Here is a 14,590-nt window from a genome sequence, read left to right as displayed (position 1 = left end):
CAAAGGGCGGCTTTAGGCGCCAACGGTCAGATGGCTACCATTCCCATCCGCAACTTCGTGCTTTTGACGACACCACGCCGCCTCCCCCACCGGCGCTGACCCACATCCGCCGTTTAGCTCATCTTGATCGCCTTCCCCTCTCGGACATTCGCTCAGATGAGGCTTTCAACTCATATCGCGCATCATCGCCCTCGCATCCCGTCCCGCTAAACCCCACCTTAGGCCTGCCAGTCGACACAGGAGCTTGCCCCCGTGTTCATCGCCATGAACCGATTTCAGGTGATCCCCGGTGAGGAGGGGGCGTTGGAGCGGGTCTGGCTGTCGCGCGACTCGTACCTTGCCGGCGTCCCGGGTTTCGTCGAGTTCCACATGCTGCGCGGGCCCGCGGCCGACGATCACGTCCTCTATTCGTCGCATACCGTTTGGCTGTCGCGCGGGGACTTCGAAAACTGGACTCGGTCCGAGGCGTTTCGCGCGGCCCATCGCGGCGCAGGCGACCACAAGCCGTTGTACCTGGCGCCGCCTCGCTTCGAAGGCTTCGACGTCATCCAAACCGTCACGACATCGTGACGGTCACCCGACGTCCGACGTTCGCCAGCCGCTTCGAGCAGGCGATCGACAACGTCGTCGGCGCAATTGCCTCGCCGATCGTCACCGGCATCGCCGCGTTCAACAAGCGCCGCCTGCCGCCCCGCGATGCGCCGCACCCGTTGCTTACGGGCATCCACGAGCCGATGACTGAGGAACTGACCCTCACCGACCTTGCCGTCGAGGGTATCATCCCGCTTGAGCTTGACGGCCGCTACGTTCGTATCGGACCAAACCCCGCCGACGCCGACCCACGCTCTTACCACTTCTTCACGGGCGATGGGATGCTGCACGGCATCCGGCTCGAGGACGGGCAAGCCCGGTGGTACCGGAATCGCTGGATCCGCTCGACCGATGTCGCGGCGGCCAGGCATGTGCCGGCGGCTCCAGGGCCACGGCACATCTTCGACACCGTCAACACTAGCGTACTGGACCATGCCGGCAGTGGATGGGCGCTGGTAGAAGCCGGCAGTACGCCGGTCCGCTTCGACGAGCATTTGGAGACGCAGCGCTACGACGATTTCGGCGGCACCCTGCCCGGCTCGTTCACCGCCCATCCGCGCCGCGACCCGGCGACCGGCGAGTTGCACGCGCTGTGTTACGAGGCGACCGATCCCAAGCGCATTCGCTACAACGTCGTCGATGTCGCCGGCCGGGTACGACGATCGGTGACGATCCCGGTGTCGCACGGGCCGCTGATCCACGACTGCGCGATCACGCAGCGCTACGTCGTCGTCATGGACCTGCCGCTTACCCTGTCGATGCGCACTGTGCTGGCGGGGCATGGGTTTCCCTATCGGTGGAACGAGAAGCATCCGGCCCGGATCGGGCTGCTGCCGCGCGACGGTGAGGCGGAGGAAATCCGGTGGTTCCCGCTCGATCCGTGCTTCGTGTTCCACACTGCCAACGCGCATGATCTGCCGAACGGGAGCGTGGCGCTCGACGTGGTCGCGTACGACCGCATGTTTGCTAGCGACAATCTGGCACCGGACGAGCAGCCGCGCGGCCTCGAGCGATGGACGATCGACCCTTTGACTGGATCGGTGGACCAGCGCGCGATCGACCCCTCGCCGCAGGAACTGCCGACGATAGACGAGCGTCGCAATGGCCGCCCTTACCGCCATATCTATGCGCTCGGGCTGCCCGAACAGATGACGGAAACGCTGGTTGGCGAGGCGCCGCTCATCAAGCATGATTTAGAAGATGACACGCGACGACTGCACGAGTTCGGACCGGGACGCATCGCGGGCGAGTTCGTGTTCGTGCCGCGCTCGCCGGACTCTGGCGAGGATGATGGCTGGCTCGTCGGGCTCGTGATCGACGCCGGTGGGCACACCACCGCGCTGGAGATACTGGATGCGCGGAACTTCGAGGCACCGCCCGTGGCATCCGTCCGTATTCCGCATTGTGTGCCGCCAGGCATCCATGGCGCATGGCTGAAGTAACCTGATCCACGCAGCCGCCGCGCATTCGTTCAGCCTGACACTCGACCCACAAGCGGACACTCACGAGCCATTTCCTCTTTCCCCATGTCTGCCGTTCGTTGAGCTCCCAGCCTGCAGACGGGTCGCCGATTTTCGATCTCAAAGAGGCTTTGTACGCGCAAGCCATGCCGCCCAATGGTATTGCCTCAGGGAGACGAACTCGATCCCTCAGCGGAACGGAAGCCGATCAAAACGATTTAGTCCCGGCATGGAGTTCGGCTGGTCGGCACGCTCCACGGAGGCGTGATGAAGCAGCGAGACGATTGGCATCTGACGGAAGCGCTCGATTACGAGCACGGACGAGCGGACCCTTTTGCCGCGGCTGTTCGGGCTACCCGAATGCCTATGGTCATTACGGACCCCGCGCAGACCGATAACCCGATCGTCTTCTGCAACGAAGCCTTTCAAACGCTGTCGGGCTATGACCGAAGTGAAATCATCGGCCGTAACTGCCGCTTCCTGCAAGGTCCCGACACCGACCGAGAGCAGGTGGCTAAAGTGCGTCAGGCAATCGACGCCCAGACCGACATTGCCGTGGACCTTCTAAACTATCGGAAGGATGGATCTGCGTTCTGGAACGCATTGTATCTGAGTCCTGTACGCAACGACGCCGGTAAGGTTGTATTCTTCTTCGCCTCCCAGCTTGATGTTACTGACCGCGTCAAAGCGCAGACTATTATTTCAAAGCAGAAATTATTGGTCGAACAGGAGGTCGAGGCGCGCACGTCAGACCTGGAGGCCGCGTTAGATGCAAAAACTCTGCTGCTTCACGAAGTCGACCACCGGGTAAAGAACAACCTTACGATGATCGGTTCGCTCCTGCGTTTGCAGGCGCGTAGCATATCAGACCCGGCCGTTTCATCAAAACTTGAAACTATGCTCGAACGGGTTGATGCGCTGGCGACAGTGCATCGCCGTCTTTATCAGTCGGACGACGTCACCCGGTTCGATGTCGGGGCGTTTACTGAAAATCTAATCAGCGACGTCGTTGGTGCCAGCCGACGCGACGACATCAAGCTTGTTTCGAACATTTCGCAAATAGAGGTGCCGTCCAGTAAGGCGGCATCGCTTGGGTTGATCCTCAACGAAATAGCGACCAACGCCATCAAGCATGCATTTGCCGACGGGCGAGCCGGTACGATTTCCGTCCGCACCGCCCTAGAAGGCAATAATGCCCTGATCGAAATCACCGATGATGGGCATGGGCTTGCCAGCAATGACGTTCAGCCGGACGGCATTGGCAAAATGCTTATTTCCCGCCTCGCCAAGCAAGTCAGGGCCGACGTCGTGTGGTCTGACGCCGCCCCGGTGTTCGTGTATCTCTCTCATTCCCGGTGGACGATTAATGAATGCACGTGCCCAACCGCCGTTGAATGTGCTGATCGTCGAGGACGAAGCTCTTTTGGCGATGGATATTGAAGCGATGATCGAAGACGCCGGTCACCGTGTCGTCGGCGAGGCCGCGTCTCTCTACGAAGTTGAAGACCTGGCAAGCGATCTCCATCCGGACTTGGCTTTTGTCGACATACAGCTTGCGAAAGGCACCAGCGGCCTAGATGTCTGTGCACTAATCCGAAAGCGATGGGCGGACGCAATAGTCGTCTTCGTCACTGCAAACCCACTTAAGATCCCAGCCGACTTTGCCGGTGGCCATGGCGTCATACCCAAACCCTTCTCCCGGAATGGTCTGATGTCCGCAATGCGCTACATCGAAGAGGGTGTCTGCGATCCACCGCCCGTATCCCCGCAGCCAGCGAGCTTCATTGCGGCGCCCGCGTTTGCCGCAGAGTGGTCCCAGACCAGTACCTGATTTCCGGGTGATAAGCGACAATCCACGGCCTCACGAAGTGGGACGACAGATGACAGAAGTTATACATAAATTCGATTACGTTGATCCATCAACGTCTTACCGCTAGGACGTTCCCGCTTTGGACCGTCAGCCACTCCCACCTTCGCCTATTCGACCGCACGATGCCTCAAGTGTCGTACGCGAGGCTGTCGATGCCTTTGCGTCCCGCCTCAACGAGCATGACCCCTTCGTTGCGGCGTTCGATCACTGCATTACGCCAATGGTCGTCAGCGATCCAACGCTACCGGATAACCCGCTGGTTTACGTCAATCGTGCGTTCGAGGCTCTGACGGGGTTCTCGGCAGTCGAGGTCGTTGGCCGGAACTGCCGTTTCATGCAGGGACCGTTGACCGATCAGGCTGACGTCCAACGCATGAAGGACGCAATTGCTCTTCGTAAGCCGATCGATATCGACCTCCTGAATCACCGTCGTGATGGCACGCCGTTCTGGAACCGCCTCATGGTCGCGCCCGTGCATGACGCGATCGGCAGCCTACGCTACTTCGTGGCATCCCAGCTCGATGTCACACTCGAGCGGCACGGGCTGTTGCAGTTGGAACGCGACCGCGACACGCTGAGTGCCGAGCTTGCGAAGCGCGAAGTTGCGCTAGCCGAACGAGAGGCCCGCCTGGCACTTGCGCTCGATGCTGGCGGACTGGGCACTTGGACCATCGACCTGCCGGAATGGCGGCTCAGCTACTCGCCAAGTTGCCTGACGAACTTTGGCCGGCCTGTCGGCGAAAAGTTGTCGATGAAAGGTATGCTGGCATGCGTTCATCCAGAGGATCGAGACCTCCTCACGACCTCGCTGAACAACGCTATCGAGCATGGCACGCGGTATAACGTCGAATACCGCATATTGACGCCTGAAGGCGAGCAACGCTGGATCCATTCCCAAGGCTCGCTGCAGCGCCGTGCGGATGGCACGCCGTTGGCGGTTTCGGGCTTTTCGAGCAATGTTTCAGCGCGCAAATTCGCCGAGGAGCAACGTTCGGTTCTGGCCCATGAACTGACACACCGCGTGAAAAACACGCTTGCGACAGTCAGTGCCGTTGTCAGTCAGACGCTACGCGATGCTGCGTCCCTCGCTGAGGCTCGGGATGCGGTATCGGGCCGCATCGCCAGCCTAGCGTCTGCCCACGAACTGCTGCTCAAGGACGAGATCGAAGGCGCGGCGATCGGTGAGATCGTCGAGCGGGTGCTCGCGCCGTTCATGGACAGCAACGGTCGACGGTTTTCCGCTGTCGGCCCGACGATACGGCTGACCCCGGAAGTGACACTTGCGTTGTCGATGGCGCTGCACGAGCTGGCGACCAATGCGATCAAATATGGTGCGCTCTCGGTACCGGAGGGTCAGGTGAGCATACGCTGGGACCTGAACGGCAATGGGACGGAACGTCGACTTACCTTCTCCTGGGCAGAGCAGGATGGTCCTGTCGTTGCCGTGCCTACGCGTATTGGATTTGGTACGCGAATGATTGAGCGTGTCCTGTCACGCCACATCCGCGGCAGGGCGGAAATCCAATATTTGCCGGAAGGTGTTCGCTTCGCAATCGAAGCGCCGATCTAAGCTCTCGATCATGTCTGACATTTATTAACGCCGTGGCGGGCCCATTGCGTGACCACATTGGTTAAGAGCTCAGCTTATCGGGATCTGTCATATGTGCCATGTGCTCGTCATCGAGGATGATTTCCTCATCGCCGATCACATCATTCAGCTGATCGAGCGGGCTGGTGGCACATCCTTTGATCAGGCCGCCTCGCAAGATGAGGCAATCGATGCCGCGAGATTGCGGCCTCCCTCCATCATCATGTCCGACGTCAATCTCTCAGCCGGTACCGGTCCTGCCGCGGTGGAAGCCATCATCTTGGAGCATGGGCCGACGCCCGTGATCTTCGTTACCGGCACGCGCGAAGCATGCCATGTAAGTCGGCCATCGATGATCGTTCTCGACAAACCGATCAACGAACAGGCTCTTATCGCGGCGTTCCAAAGTCTGGCGCCCGCCTGAGCCAGCGATCGCCGACGGTCAGTGAAGCAGTCGCCCCATCGGCCTTACCTGTAAGACCTGGTACCTCATCAAGTTGTCTCAGGTCACTGAACCCGCCACGTTCCTTACGATATCCAACAATCATCATGGGAATGTAGATGACCCTTCGTTCGATAGCCGCGCTCGGAGTTGCCGTATTCTTGGGGGCGACGGTGCTGGCAAAGCCGGTGCCGATCGGGCCTGCGGCGGTGCCGTTCAGCATCGGCTCGATGCGTACTGTGGCCTTGCGGGACATGATCAACCGCGTTCCGAACGACGGCAGCGTGTTCGGCAAGAAGGAAGGCCCGGCAGCTGTCGCGGATATATTGCGGAAAGCAGGCGCGCCAACCGACGCGCTATCGCTCGGTGTCGATGCGCTGCTTGTCCGCATGCCGGGCCGTATGGTCCTTATCGACACTGGCCTGGGCCCCAAGGTTGGTGGCGTCCTGATGCAGAGCCTGGCGCTCGCCAAAGTATCGCCGGCGGACATTACTGACGTCCTCATCACGCATTCGCACGGCGATCATGTCGGCGGCCTGTCGAGCGCGGACGGCAAACTGGCGTTTCCCAACGCTACGATCCGTATGACGCGCGCCGAATGGGCGTTCATGCAGAGCCAGCCCGACAATGCCGCGCTAGTCGCGACGATCACGCCGAAGGTCATGCCGTTTGATCCTGGCGCGGCCGTGATCCCGGGTATCCGCGCGGTCCCGCTGGCGGGGCACACGCCCGGCCATAGCGGCTACGAAATCACGTCAGACAGCCAGAAGCTACTCGACATGGGCGACGCTGCTCATAGCGCTATCGTGTCTCTCGCCAGGCCCGAATGGATCATCGGCTACGACACCGACGGCGAGCAGGGGCGCCAGCGGCGGACGGCCGAGCTGGCCAAGTTGGCAGCGAGCGGCGAACATGTGTTCAGCCCGCATTTTCCGTTCCCAGGGCTCGGCCAGATCGTCAAGGCCGGCACTGCTTATCGCTGGCAACCGGTGAAACGCTGACACCGACGGGATGCCGTCGTCACGTGCGGCCGCCCGGCACGTTATTCCTCCTGAGCCGTTTGCTGCTGATATCCACCAGCAGGAACCGCTATGACCGACGATCCGCGTACCAGCCAGCCGACAAGTTTTCCTGATGAGCCGCGGCAGCCAAGACCCGGTTTGACGGCGAGGATGCGAACCAAACCCGATCACGGCGAGGAGAGCTACGTCGGCAAGGGCCTGCTGAAGGGCAAGGTGGCGCTGATAACCGGAGGGGACTCCGGTATCGGCCGGGCAGTGGCGATTGCTTATGCCCGTGAGGGAGCCGACGTTGCGATCTCCTACCTTGCCGACGAGCAAGCCGACGCCGAAGAGACACTGACGTGGGTAGAAAAGGCGGGGCAACGTTGTGTTTTGCTTCCGGGCGATCTTCGCGACCGGGATCACTGCATAACCCTGGTTGAGCGTACGATCGCGGAACTCGGTGGCATCGATGTGCTCGTCAACAACGCTGCCGCTCAGACAATGAACGAGGGCCTTGATAGCATCGACGACGACGAGATGCAGGCCGCGTTCGCCGCTAACGTCTTTGCCATGATCCGTTTGGCCAAGGCAGCAGCGCCGCACATGAAGCCGGGTTCGGCGATCATCAACACGACCAGCGAACAGGCAAAGGTCGCTGGCAAGAACATGATTGTCTACGCAGCAACCAAGGGCGCTATCTCTAGCCTGACGGTGGGCCTGTCCAACCTTCTATCCGGCGAAGGCATTCGCGTGAACGCGGTGGCGCCAGGCCCGATCTGGACGCCAATCCAGCCGATCGCCAAGTCACCGGAGGAACTGGAAACGCTCGGCCAGAACACGCCGCTCGGCCGCGCTGGACAGCCAGGCGAACTCGCTTCCGCCTATGTGATGCTCGCGTCGGCGGAGGGGAGCTACATGTCCGGTAATGTCGTGGCCGTGACCGGCGGGGTTCCAATTTCCTGATTCTGATGGCTAAACCTCAGCCGGCTGCACGTCCGCAGTCAGCTGAGGTGGCCATAGGATCTATGGTGCACCAAGGCTTTCAGGACGCCACGATTGGGCCAGCGTCAGCCGCTATTACCAGAGCAGAGGGGTCGGTGATCCGCTTGCCCCAGCTAGCAGGCCCAGAAGCGGTTCTAAGCACGATTGTTGTAGCAGACGGTTTCCGAGCGCGAATCATCTTACTTGGCGAGCTTGGTAATCGTTGATGCAAAGCACTTTTGCAGTCGAAGCTGCTGACCGAGAACGAATTTCCACGGCACCGGATGTCGATTTGCATCGTTCACTCCGGAATTTGGGAGATTTGGAACATGGCAACGATCGATCTCGGCAAGGGCATGCCCGCAGCGGACCTGCACGACGACAAACCGGTCGCGGGATCATTCGGCAGCGAGGACGTTATTCTGGTCCGGCATCGCGGCAAGGTCTGCGCGTTCGCTGGCAAATGCACCCATCAGGGCGCACCGCTGGAAACCGGCCTCGTGATCGACGGGACAGTGCGCTGCCCGTGGCACCACGCGCGCTTTTCGCTCAGTGACGGCGAGGCTGTCGCCGCCCCTGCGTTCGCGCCGCTCGACACGTTCACCGTGGTCGAGAAGGACGGCGTCGTCACCATTACCGGCAAGGAGGAGCAGACGCGGGCCACCCCGTCGACCCGGTCGATCGGCAAGGTCGTCATCGTCGGCGGCGGTGCGGCGGGGCACGCCTGCGCCGACATGCTCGCACGCTCGGGTCTCGGCGGCGACGTCACGATCCTGTCCGACGACGCCGATGCGCCCTATGACCGGACCGCGGTTTCGAAGGACTATCTCGCAGGCGATGCCGAGCGCGACGATACCGCACTCCCCGAACCCGGCCTGGGTCGCGGTCCTGCGCCGAACGTCCGGACCGGCGTTGCTGTCGCGTTGATCGACGTAGAAGGTCACGCTGTCGTCACCGCCGACCAAGACCGCGTACCCTACGACGTTCTCATCCTCGCCACCGGCGCGACGCCGGTCACGCCGGACACCGTGAAGGCCGCGGATAACGTGTTCGTGCTGCGCACGCTTGCCGACGCTGACGCAGTCAAAGCCGCGGCAAAGGACGCGAAGCGCGCGATCGTGCTGGGCGCGAGCTTCATCGGGCTCGAGGCCGCCGCATCGCTTACCCAAGCCGGGCTTTCGGTGACGGTGATCGCCAGGGACAGCGTACCGCTCGCCAAGGTCGCAGGGCCGGAAGTGGGTAAGTTCGTGCAGGCGCTCCACGAGGAGAAGGGCGTGACCTTCCACCTCGACTGCGAACTCGCGCAGTACGACGGCCACACCGCGATGCTCGACGATGGCACGGCTATCGAAGGCGACTTGCTCGTGGTCGGCGTCGGTGTCGAACCACGGATCGACCTCGCCAAGGCGGCAGGGCTGAAGATCGCAGAAAAGGACGCTGGCGGCGGCGTCTCGGTCGATGCGCAGTTACGGACCTCGGCCGACGGTATCTACGCGATCGGCGATATCGCGAGCTATGCCGACCCAAGGCTCGGCCACCCGATCCGCGTCGAGCACTGGGTCCATGCGCAACGGCAGGGCCAATGGCTAGCGCGCTCGCTGCTCGGCGCAGTCACCGGCGGCTATGGCGACACACCGTTCTTCTGGACCGGGCAGTATGACACCAGCCTCCATTATGTTGGTCACGTAGCCAAACCCGACGACCGCCGCATCGAAGGCGATGTGGCCGCTGGCGACTTCGCAGTCTTCCTGAAGGAGGACGGCAAGGAGCAGGCCGTGATGACCTGCGGCAACCACGACGAGATCGCGCTCAAAAAGGAGGCCGCATGGGACGCGGCGTGATGCGCCCGACGCTGTTCTTCCTGCATGCGCTGGGCGGCAGCGCCCGGTCGTGGGACGCGGTGATCGCGCGACTCGGCGCGTTCGACTGCCGACCGCTCGACCTGAACGGCTTCGGCGATGCGTCCGACGCGACCGGGTTCACGGTGGAGGAGATGGCCGACACCATCGCCGAACAGATCCGCGCGGAAAACGCGGACCGATGGATGCTCGTCGGCCACAGCATGGGCGGCAAGATCGCGACGATTCTCGCGCAGCGATCGGAGGCGGGACGCCTCTCCGGGCTGGCCGGCGTAGTGCTTATGGCCGCGTCGCCCCCTCGCCCGAGCCGATCGACGACGAACGCCGCACGACGATGATCGACTGGGTGAAGCAGGGCCCAGTCGGTATCGAAGACGCCCGCGACTTCGTCGACCAGAACATCGCCGCCCCGCTGCCGCCTGCTGTCTATGACGCCGCCGTCGCCGACGTTCAGCGCGCCAATCCCCAGGCATGGCGAGCATGGCTCGAACAGGGCTATCGCGAGGACTGGTCGGATCAGGTCGGCACGCTCAACACCCCTGCCGTGATCATCGCCGGCGCCGAAGACGGCGATTTGGGCGAGGCGAACCAGCGCAAGCTCAACGTGCCGCATTATACCCACGCCCGGTTTCAGAGCATCGCCGGCGCCGCGCATCTTCTCCCGTTCGAACAGCCGGACAGCGTCGCCCACCTGATCCGCGATCACGCGCACGCCGTCGGTGCAGCGAGCATCCCCGCCGACTATGAACGCCTGATCGCCTCCGACCGCGTGAGCGCGCGCACCCGCGCGACGCTGGCCGAACGCGCGATCGCAGACGACCCCGACTATCAACCCAAGATCGTGTCGGCGAAGCAACTCGAAACCCTGCGCGCGCTCGTCGACCGCGTGATCCCGCAGCACGGGATCGACCTCGCCGCGCGGATCGACACGCAACTCGCGGGCGGCGAAGGCGATGGCTGGCGGTTCGCCGCGCTTCCCGTCGACGCCGACGCCTATCGCGCAGGGCTCGACACGCTCGACACACTTGCGAACGGGGCTTTCGCCAAACTCGCTGGTGAAGACCGCGACGCCCTGCTCCACACGATCGAAGCCGCCGACTGGTCCGCCAAGACCCCGCTTACCCCCGAGCAAATGACCTTGTGGTTCGAGGACGTTCGCGCCGACGCCGTGCGGTTGTGGCTCGCGCATCCGGCAACGATGGCGCGGGTCGGCTATGACGGCTTTGCCATTGGTGGCGATGGCGTCCGCAAGCAGGGCTATGCGCTGACCGCCGCCGACGAACGCGAAGGCTGGGAGCCCGCACGATGAACCTTGACCAGATGCGCGCCTATGCCGAGACCGATGTCGTCGATGTCGTGGTGATCGGCACCGGTGCCGGCGGCGCACCGTTGCTGGCCCGCCTCGCCAAGGCCGGGCTGAAGGTGGTCGCGCTCGAAGCCGGCCCCAACGGCGAACCCCAACGGCACACGCCGGATGAACTCGCGGCGAGCGACATCTACTGGATCGACGAGCGGCTGAGCGACGGCGCAACGCCGCAGGCGTTCGGCGGCAACAACAGCGGCACCGGCGTTGGCGGGTCGACGCTGCACTGGGGCGCGTTCTGCCCTCGTCCCGATCCGCGCGATCTGCGCCTAAAGACGCTGACCGGCCAAGGAGAAGACTGGCCGATCGAGCACGCCGAGCTGATCCGCTACATCGAACAGGTCGAGGCGTTCATTGGCGTTTCGGGCCCCGCCGATTACCCCTGGGACGCGGCCCGCCGCTATCAACTGCCCGCGGTCAAGCGCAATGCGCCCGCCGATGCGATGGCGGCGGGGTGCGCCGCGGTAGGCATCACCGCGACCGACGCCCCCGCTGCGCTGGTCTCGCGCGACTGGCGGCAGGAAGGCGGCGGGTTGCGTCAGGCCTGCGTCAATTGCGGCGCTTGCCATCAGGGGTGCCGCAACGGCGCGAAGGCGTCGATGGATACCACCTATCTCCCGCTCGCGGTCGCCGCCGGCGCCGAGATCCGCCCCGGCTGCCGGATGACCGGGGTCGAGCGCGACGCCGCCGGCCGGATCGTCGCGGTAGTCTACCGCAACGGCCGGCAGGAGCACCGTCAGCGGTGCGCCGCGGTCGTGCTCAGCGCCGGCGGCGTCGAGACCCCGCGCCTGCTGCTCCATATGGGTATCGGCAATGCGAGCGGTCAGGTCGGCCGCAACTTCATGGCGCATGTCGCGACGCAGGTCTGGGGCCGCTTCGACGCCGAGATGCGCTGCAACCGCGGCTATCCCTCATCGCTGATCAGCGAGGATATGCTGCGCCCCGACGGCGCGGACTTCGCGGGCGGCTATCTCATGCAGAGCCTCGGCGTGCAGCCGGTCACGTTGGCGACATCGTTCGCGCGCGGCGGCGGGCGCTGGGGCCAGGGGCTGGTCGACGTGATGGACAGATACCTCCATCTCGCGGGCATCGGCATCAACGGCGAATGCCTACCGAGCGACGACAACCGGCTGGTGCTCGCCGACGAGACCGATGCGTTCGGCGTGCCCAAGGCGCGCGTGACGTTCGGCTATGGCGCCAACGAGCAGGCGATCGACAATCACGCGGTCGCGACGATGACCGCGATCTGGCAGGCGGCGGGCGCGCACGATATCGTCACCCTGCCCCGCGCCGCGCATACCATCGGCACCTGCCGGATGGGCGAGAACGGCGACACCGCGGTCGTCGATCCGTGGGGTCGCAGCTTCGAGGTCGACAATCTGTGGATCTGCGACAATTCGGTCTTCCCGAGCTCGCTCGCCGCCAACCCCGCGCTGACCATCATGGCGCTGAGCCTGCGTACCGCGGATCGGATACTCGGGAGCGGTTGAGGATGGCGAGTACGGCAGGACCCACAAACGGACGTTCGCACCTACTTAGCCAGCGCCCAACTTGTGCCATTCGTTCATATTCTGCAAACAAGAAACCGCTCCGATGCGCGCTGAATCAAGTTCGATGGGTCAGGTCTTCGCTACACAATCGTTGGCGTGATCCCGCCATCAACGCGCAACGCGGCACCGTTGGTCGCCGCAGCCAGCGGGCTTGCAACATAGGCGACCATGCTGGCGACCTCTTCCGGCTCGATCATCCGCTGGATCAGCGAGGTCGGTCGGTCCCGGCTGAAGAATTCGCGTTCGATCTCGGCATCCGATTGCGAGGCATCGCTTGCCACGCTCTTGAGGAAGCTCACGATACCTTCGGAGCGCGTGGTGCCCGGCATCACTGTATTGACCGTGACGTTGGTGCCTTTCGTCAGCGCCGCGAGACCGCGCGAGATGGCGAGCTGCGCGGTCTTGGTCATGCCGTAGTGAATCATGTCGGGCGGGATCAGCACGGCGGATTCGCTCGAGATGAAGATGATCCGCCCCCAGTCGCGCGCCAGCATGCCGGGAAAATAGGCACGCGCAAGCCGCGCGCCGGACAGCACGTTGACCTCGAAGAAGCGACGCCAGTCGTCGTCGGTGATCTCGGCGAACGGTTTGGATTCGTAGATGCCAAGGTTGTTCACAAGGATGTCGACCGCCGGCACTGCCGCGACGAGCGCCGCTGCGCCCTCGGCTGTCGCTGCATCGGCGAGGATGGCACGCGCTGCACCGATGTCGGCGGCGGCAGCATCTAGCTTGCCCTGGTCGCGACCGCAGATGATGACGTCTGCACCCTCGGTGGCGAGCTGGCGGGCGATCTCAAGTCCGATGCCGGCGGTCGATCCGGTGACGAGGGCGCTCTTGCCGCGAAGTTTCAGGTCCATGCGAATGTCCTTGATTAGTTCAGTGTCCGTTAAACCCCAGGTAGGACTGCTCCCCGCGCTTGATAATCGCGCAGCTTGGCGCTTTACCCGTGAAGCAATTTCACAGGTGGCCGATGGATAACCGCGCGGGCGAGATGCAGGTCTTCCTGCGAGTGGTGGACACCGGCAGCTTTTCCGAGGCTGCGCGGGCGTTGCTGATGACACCGTCGACGGTGAGCAAGCTGATCGCGCGGATCGAAGCCCGGATCGGGGTGCGGTTGATCGAGCGATCGACGCGGCAACTGTCTTTGACCGCCGAGGGGCAGCTCTATTACGAGCGCGCCCAGATGCTGCTGGCGGACCTGGACGACCTCGACAGCCAGTTGATGCAAGGCGCCGCTAGCCCCGGTGGCACGGTACGGATCACGGCATCGGTCGGGTTCGGTACGCTCGCGATCGAGCCGTTGCTGCCCTCATTCTGGCAGCTCTATCCCAATATCGTCGTCGATCTCTCGCTGTCGGACGATATCGTCGACCTCTATCTCGACCGGACCGACATCGCGTTTCGGATCGGCATCCTGCCTGACTCGTCATTGACCGCGCACAAGCTCGGGACCGCACGCCGCGTCATCGTCGCATCGCCGGACTATCTCGCACGCCGCGGCGTTCCGGTCGATTTCGCGGATCTTGCCGACCACGACTGTTTGGGCTTCAACTTCCGCCGGACGATCACGTCGTGGCCGATCGCGGACGGGGGACGGATCGTCGAGCGCGCCGTCAGGGGATCGCTGATCGCCAACAACGGCGAGACGGTCCGGCGCATGGCGGTTGCCGGCGTCGGTTTGGCGCGGCTCGCCGATTTCCATGTCCGCGACGAACTGGCTGAGGGTCGCCTAGTCGAAGTGCTCCCCGGTCCCTCCGCCGGCGACACCGAAAGCGTCCACGCGCTGTCGGTCGGCGCGCGCGAACTGCCACGCCGGGTGCGCGCCTTCCTCGATTTCGCGGTTCCGCGCCTGCGCGCGTTCGTACAGGGCTCAGGCGGCTGA

14 protein-coding genes are annotated in these 14,590 nt (G+C 63.4%); 13 read left to right on the top strand and 1 reads right to left on the bottom strand.

The window, feature by feature from the left end; genetic code table 11:
- Positions 1-252 precede the first annotated feature (252 nt).
- The 12 genes from QP164_RS03215 to QP164_RS03160 all read left to right on the top strand — a co-directional run bounded on the left by QP164_RS03215 (position 253) and on the right by QP164_RS03160 (position 12,648).
- Positions 253-570 (top strand): antibiotic biosynthesis monooxygenase family protein, encoded by a 318-nt coding sequence (locus tag QP164_RS03215; protein WP_333922106.1) that lies wholly within the window; start codon positions 253-255, stop codon positions 568-570.
- Positions 567-2,033, top strand: coding sequence for an 8'-apo-carotenoid 13,14-cleaving dioxygenase (locus QP164_RS03210; protein ID WP_243693489.1), 1,467 nt, complete (start codon positions 567-569; stop codon positions 2,031-2,033). The genes QP164_RS03215 and QP164_RS03210 overlap by 4 nt, the downstream gene beginning before the upstream one ends.
- A gap of 285 nt (positions 2,034-2,318) precedes the next feature.
- Positions 2,319-3,491 carry a histidine kinase dimerization/phosphoacceptor domain -containing protein gene (locus QP164_RS03205; RefSeq protein ID WP_333922105.1) on the top strand — a complete coding sequence of 391 codons (1,173 nt, stop codon included), beginning with the start codon at positions 2,319-2,321 and terminating at the stop codon, positions 3,489-3,491.
- Positions 3,448-3,882 (top strand): response regulator, encoded by a 435-nt coding sequence (locus QP164_RS03200; protein ID WP_333922104.1) that lies wholly within the window; start codon positions 3,448-3,450, stop codon positions 3,880-3,882. Before QP164_RS03205 ends, QP164_RS03200 begins: the two co-directional genes overlap by 44 nt.
- Before the next feature lie 118 nt (positions 3,883-4,000).
- Positions 4,001-5,491 (top strand): HWE histidine kinase domain-containing protein, encoded by a 1,491-nt coding sequence (locus QP164_RS03195; protein WP_333922103.1) that lies wholly within the window; start codon positions 4,001-4,003, stop codon positions 5,489-5,491.
- Between the two features lie 91 nt (positions 5,492-5,582).
- Positions 5,583-5,933 (top strand): response regulator, encoded by a 351-nt coding sequence (locus QP164_RS03190; RefSeq protein ID WP_093401120.1) that lies wholly within the window; start codon positions 5,583-5,585, stop codon positions 5,931-5,933.
- Positions 5,934-6,070: 137 nt separating this feature from the next.
- Positions 6,071-6,952 (top strand): MBL fold metallo-hydrolase, encoded by an 882-nt coding sequence (locus QP164_RS03185; RefSeq protein ID WP_277984196.1) that lies wholly within the window; start codon positions 6,071-6,073, stop codon positions 6,950-6,952.
- 90 nt (positions 6,953-7,042) lie between these two features.
- Positions 7,043-7,918 carry an SDR family oxidoreductase gene (locus QP164_RS03180; protein WP_056476130.1) on the top strand — a complete coding sequence of 292 codons (876 nt, stop codon included), beginning with the start codon at positions 7,043-7,045 and terminating at the stop codon, positions 7,916-7,918.
- Between the two features lie 347 nt (positions 7,919-8,265).
- The gene (locus tag QP164_RS03175) at positions 8,266-9,777 is read left to right on the top strand and encodes an FAD-dependent oxidoreductase (RefSeq protein ID WP_132898238.1); all 1,512 of its coding nucleotides are present in this window, start codon (positions 8,266-8,268) and stop codon (positions 9,775-9,777) included.
- Positions 9,762-10,133: an alpha/beta fold hydrolase gene (locus QP164_RS03170; RefSeq protein WP_333922102.1), complete on the top strand. Its 372-nt coding sequence runs from the start codon at positions 9,762-9,764 to the stop codon at positions 10,131-10,133. The genes QP164_RS03175 and QP164_RS03170 overlap by 16 nt, the downstream gene beginning before the upstream one ends.
- Complete coding sequence (locus tag QP164_RS03165; protein WP_333922101.1) at positions 10,130-11,104, top strand: alpha/beta hydrolase; 975 nt, start codon at positions 10,130-10,132, stop codon at positions 11,102-11,104. The genes QP164_RS03170 and QP164_RS03165 overlap by 4 nt, the downstream gene beginning before the upstream one ends.
- Entirely contained in the window at positions 11,101-12,648 is a 1,548-nt protein-coding gene (locus tag QP164_RS03160) for a GMC family oxidoreductase (RefSeq protein WP_333922100.1), read from the top strand. Before QP164_RS03165 ends, QP164_RS03160 begins: the two co-directional genes overlap by 4 nt.
- Before the next feature lie 140 nt (positions 12,649-12,788).
- On the opposite strand, the gene QP164_RS03155 is transcribed toward QP164_RS03160, so the two are convergent.
- Positions 12,789-13,565 (bottom strand): SDR family NAD(P)-dependent oxidoreductase, encoded by a 777-nt coding sequence (locus QP164_RS03155; protein WP_132898237.1) that lies wholly within the window; start codon positions 13,563-13,565, stop codon positions 12,789-12,791.
- Positions 13,566-13,678: 113 nt separating this feature from the next.
- Between QP164_RS03155 and QP164_RS03150 the strand changes: the two genes are divergently transcribed.
- Positions 13,679-14,590: a LysR family transcriptional regulator gene (locus QP164_RS03150; protein ID WP_277984178.1), complete on the top strand. Its 912-nt coding sequence runs from the start codon at positions 13,679-13,681 to the stop codon at positions 14,588-14,590.

The sequence above is a fragment of the Sphingomonas sp. LR59 genome, from assembly GCF_036855945.1.
In the GTDB taxonomy this organism is placed as follows: Bacteria; Pseudomonadota; Alphaproteobacteria; order Sphingomonadales; family Sphingomonadaceae; genus Sphingomonas.
This window is presented reverse-complemented; position numbering and strand designations above follow the sequence as displayed.

Bases quoted from the DNA above. Each gene is read 5' to 3' on its own strand.
- QP164_RS03205 (WP_333922105.1), top strand. From the start codon at position 2,319: ATGAAGCAGCGAGACGATTGGCATCTGACGGAAGCGCTCGATTACGAG.
- QP164_RS03190 (WP_093401120.1), top strand. From the start codon at position 5,583: ATGTGCCATGTGCTCGTCATCGAGGATGATTTCCTCATCGCCGATCAC.
- QP164_RS03185 (WP_277984196.1), top strand. From the start codon at position 6,071: ATGACCCTTCGTTCGATAGCCGCGCTCGGAGTTGCCGTATTCTTGGGG.
- QP164_RS03180 (WP_056476130.1), top strand. From the start codon at position 7,043: ATGACCGACGATCCGCGTACCAGCCAGCCGACAAGTTTTCCTGATGAG.
- QP164_RS03175 (WP_132898238.1), top strand. From the start codon at position 8,266: ATGGCAACGATCGATCTCGGCAAGGGCATGCCCGCAGCGGACCTGCAC.
- QP164_RS03170 (WP_333922102.1), top strand. From the start codon at position 9,762: ATGGGACGCGGCGTGATGCGCCCGACGCTGTTCTTCCTGCATGCGCTG.
- QP164_RS03165 (WP_333922101.1), top strand. From the start codon at position 10,130: ATGATCGACTGGGTGAAGCAGGGCCCAGTCGGTATCGAAGACGCCCGC.
- QP164_RS03160 (WP_333922100.1), top strand. From the start codon at position 11,101: ATGAACCTTGACCAGATGCGCGCCTATGCCGAGACCGATGTCGTCGAT.
- QP164_RS03155 (WP_132898237.1), bottom strand. From the start codon at position 13,565: ATGGACCTGAAACTTCGCGGCAAGAGCGCCCTCGTCACCGGATCGACC.
- QP164_RS03150 (WP_277984178.1), top strand. From the start codon at position 13,679: ATGGATAACCGCGCGGGCGAGATGCAGGTCTTCCTGCGAGTGGTGGAC.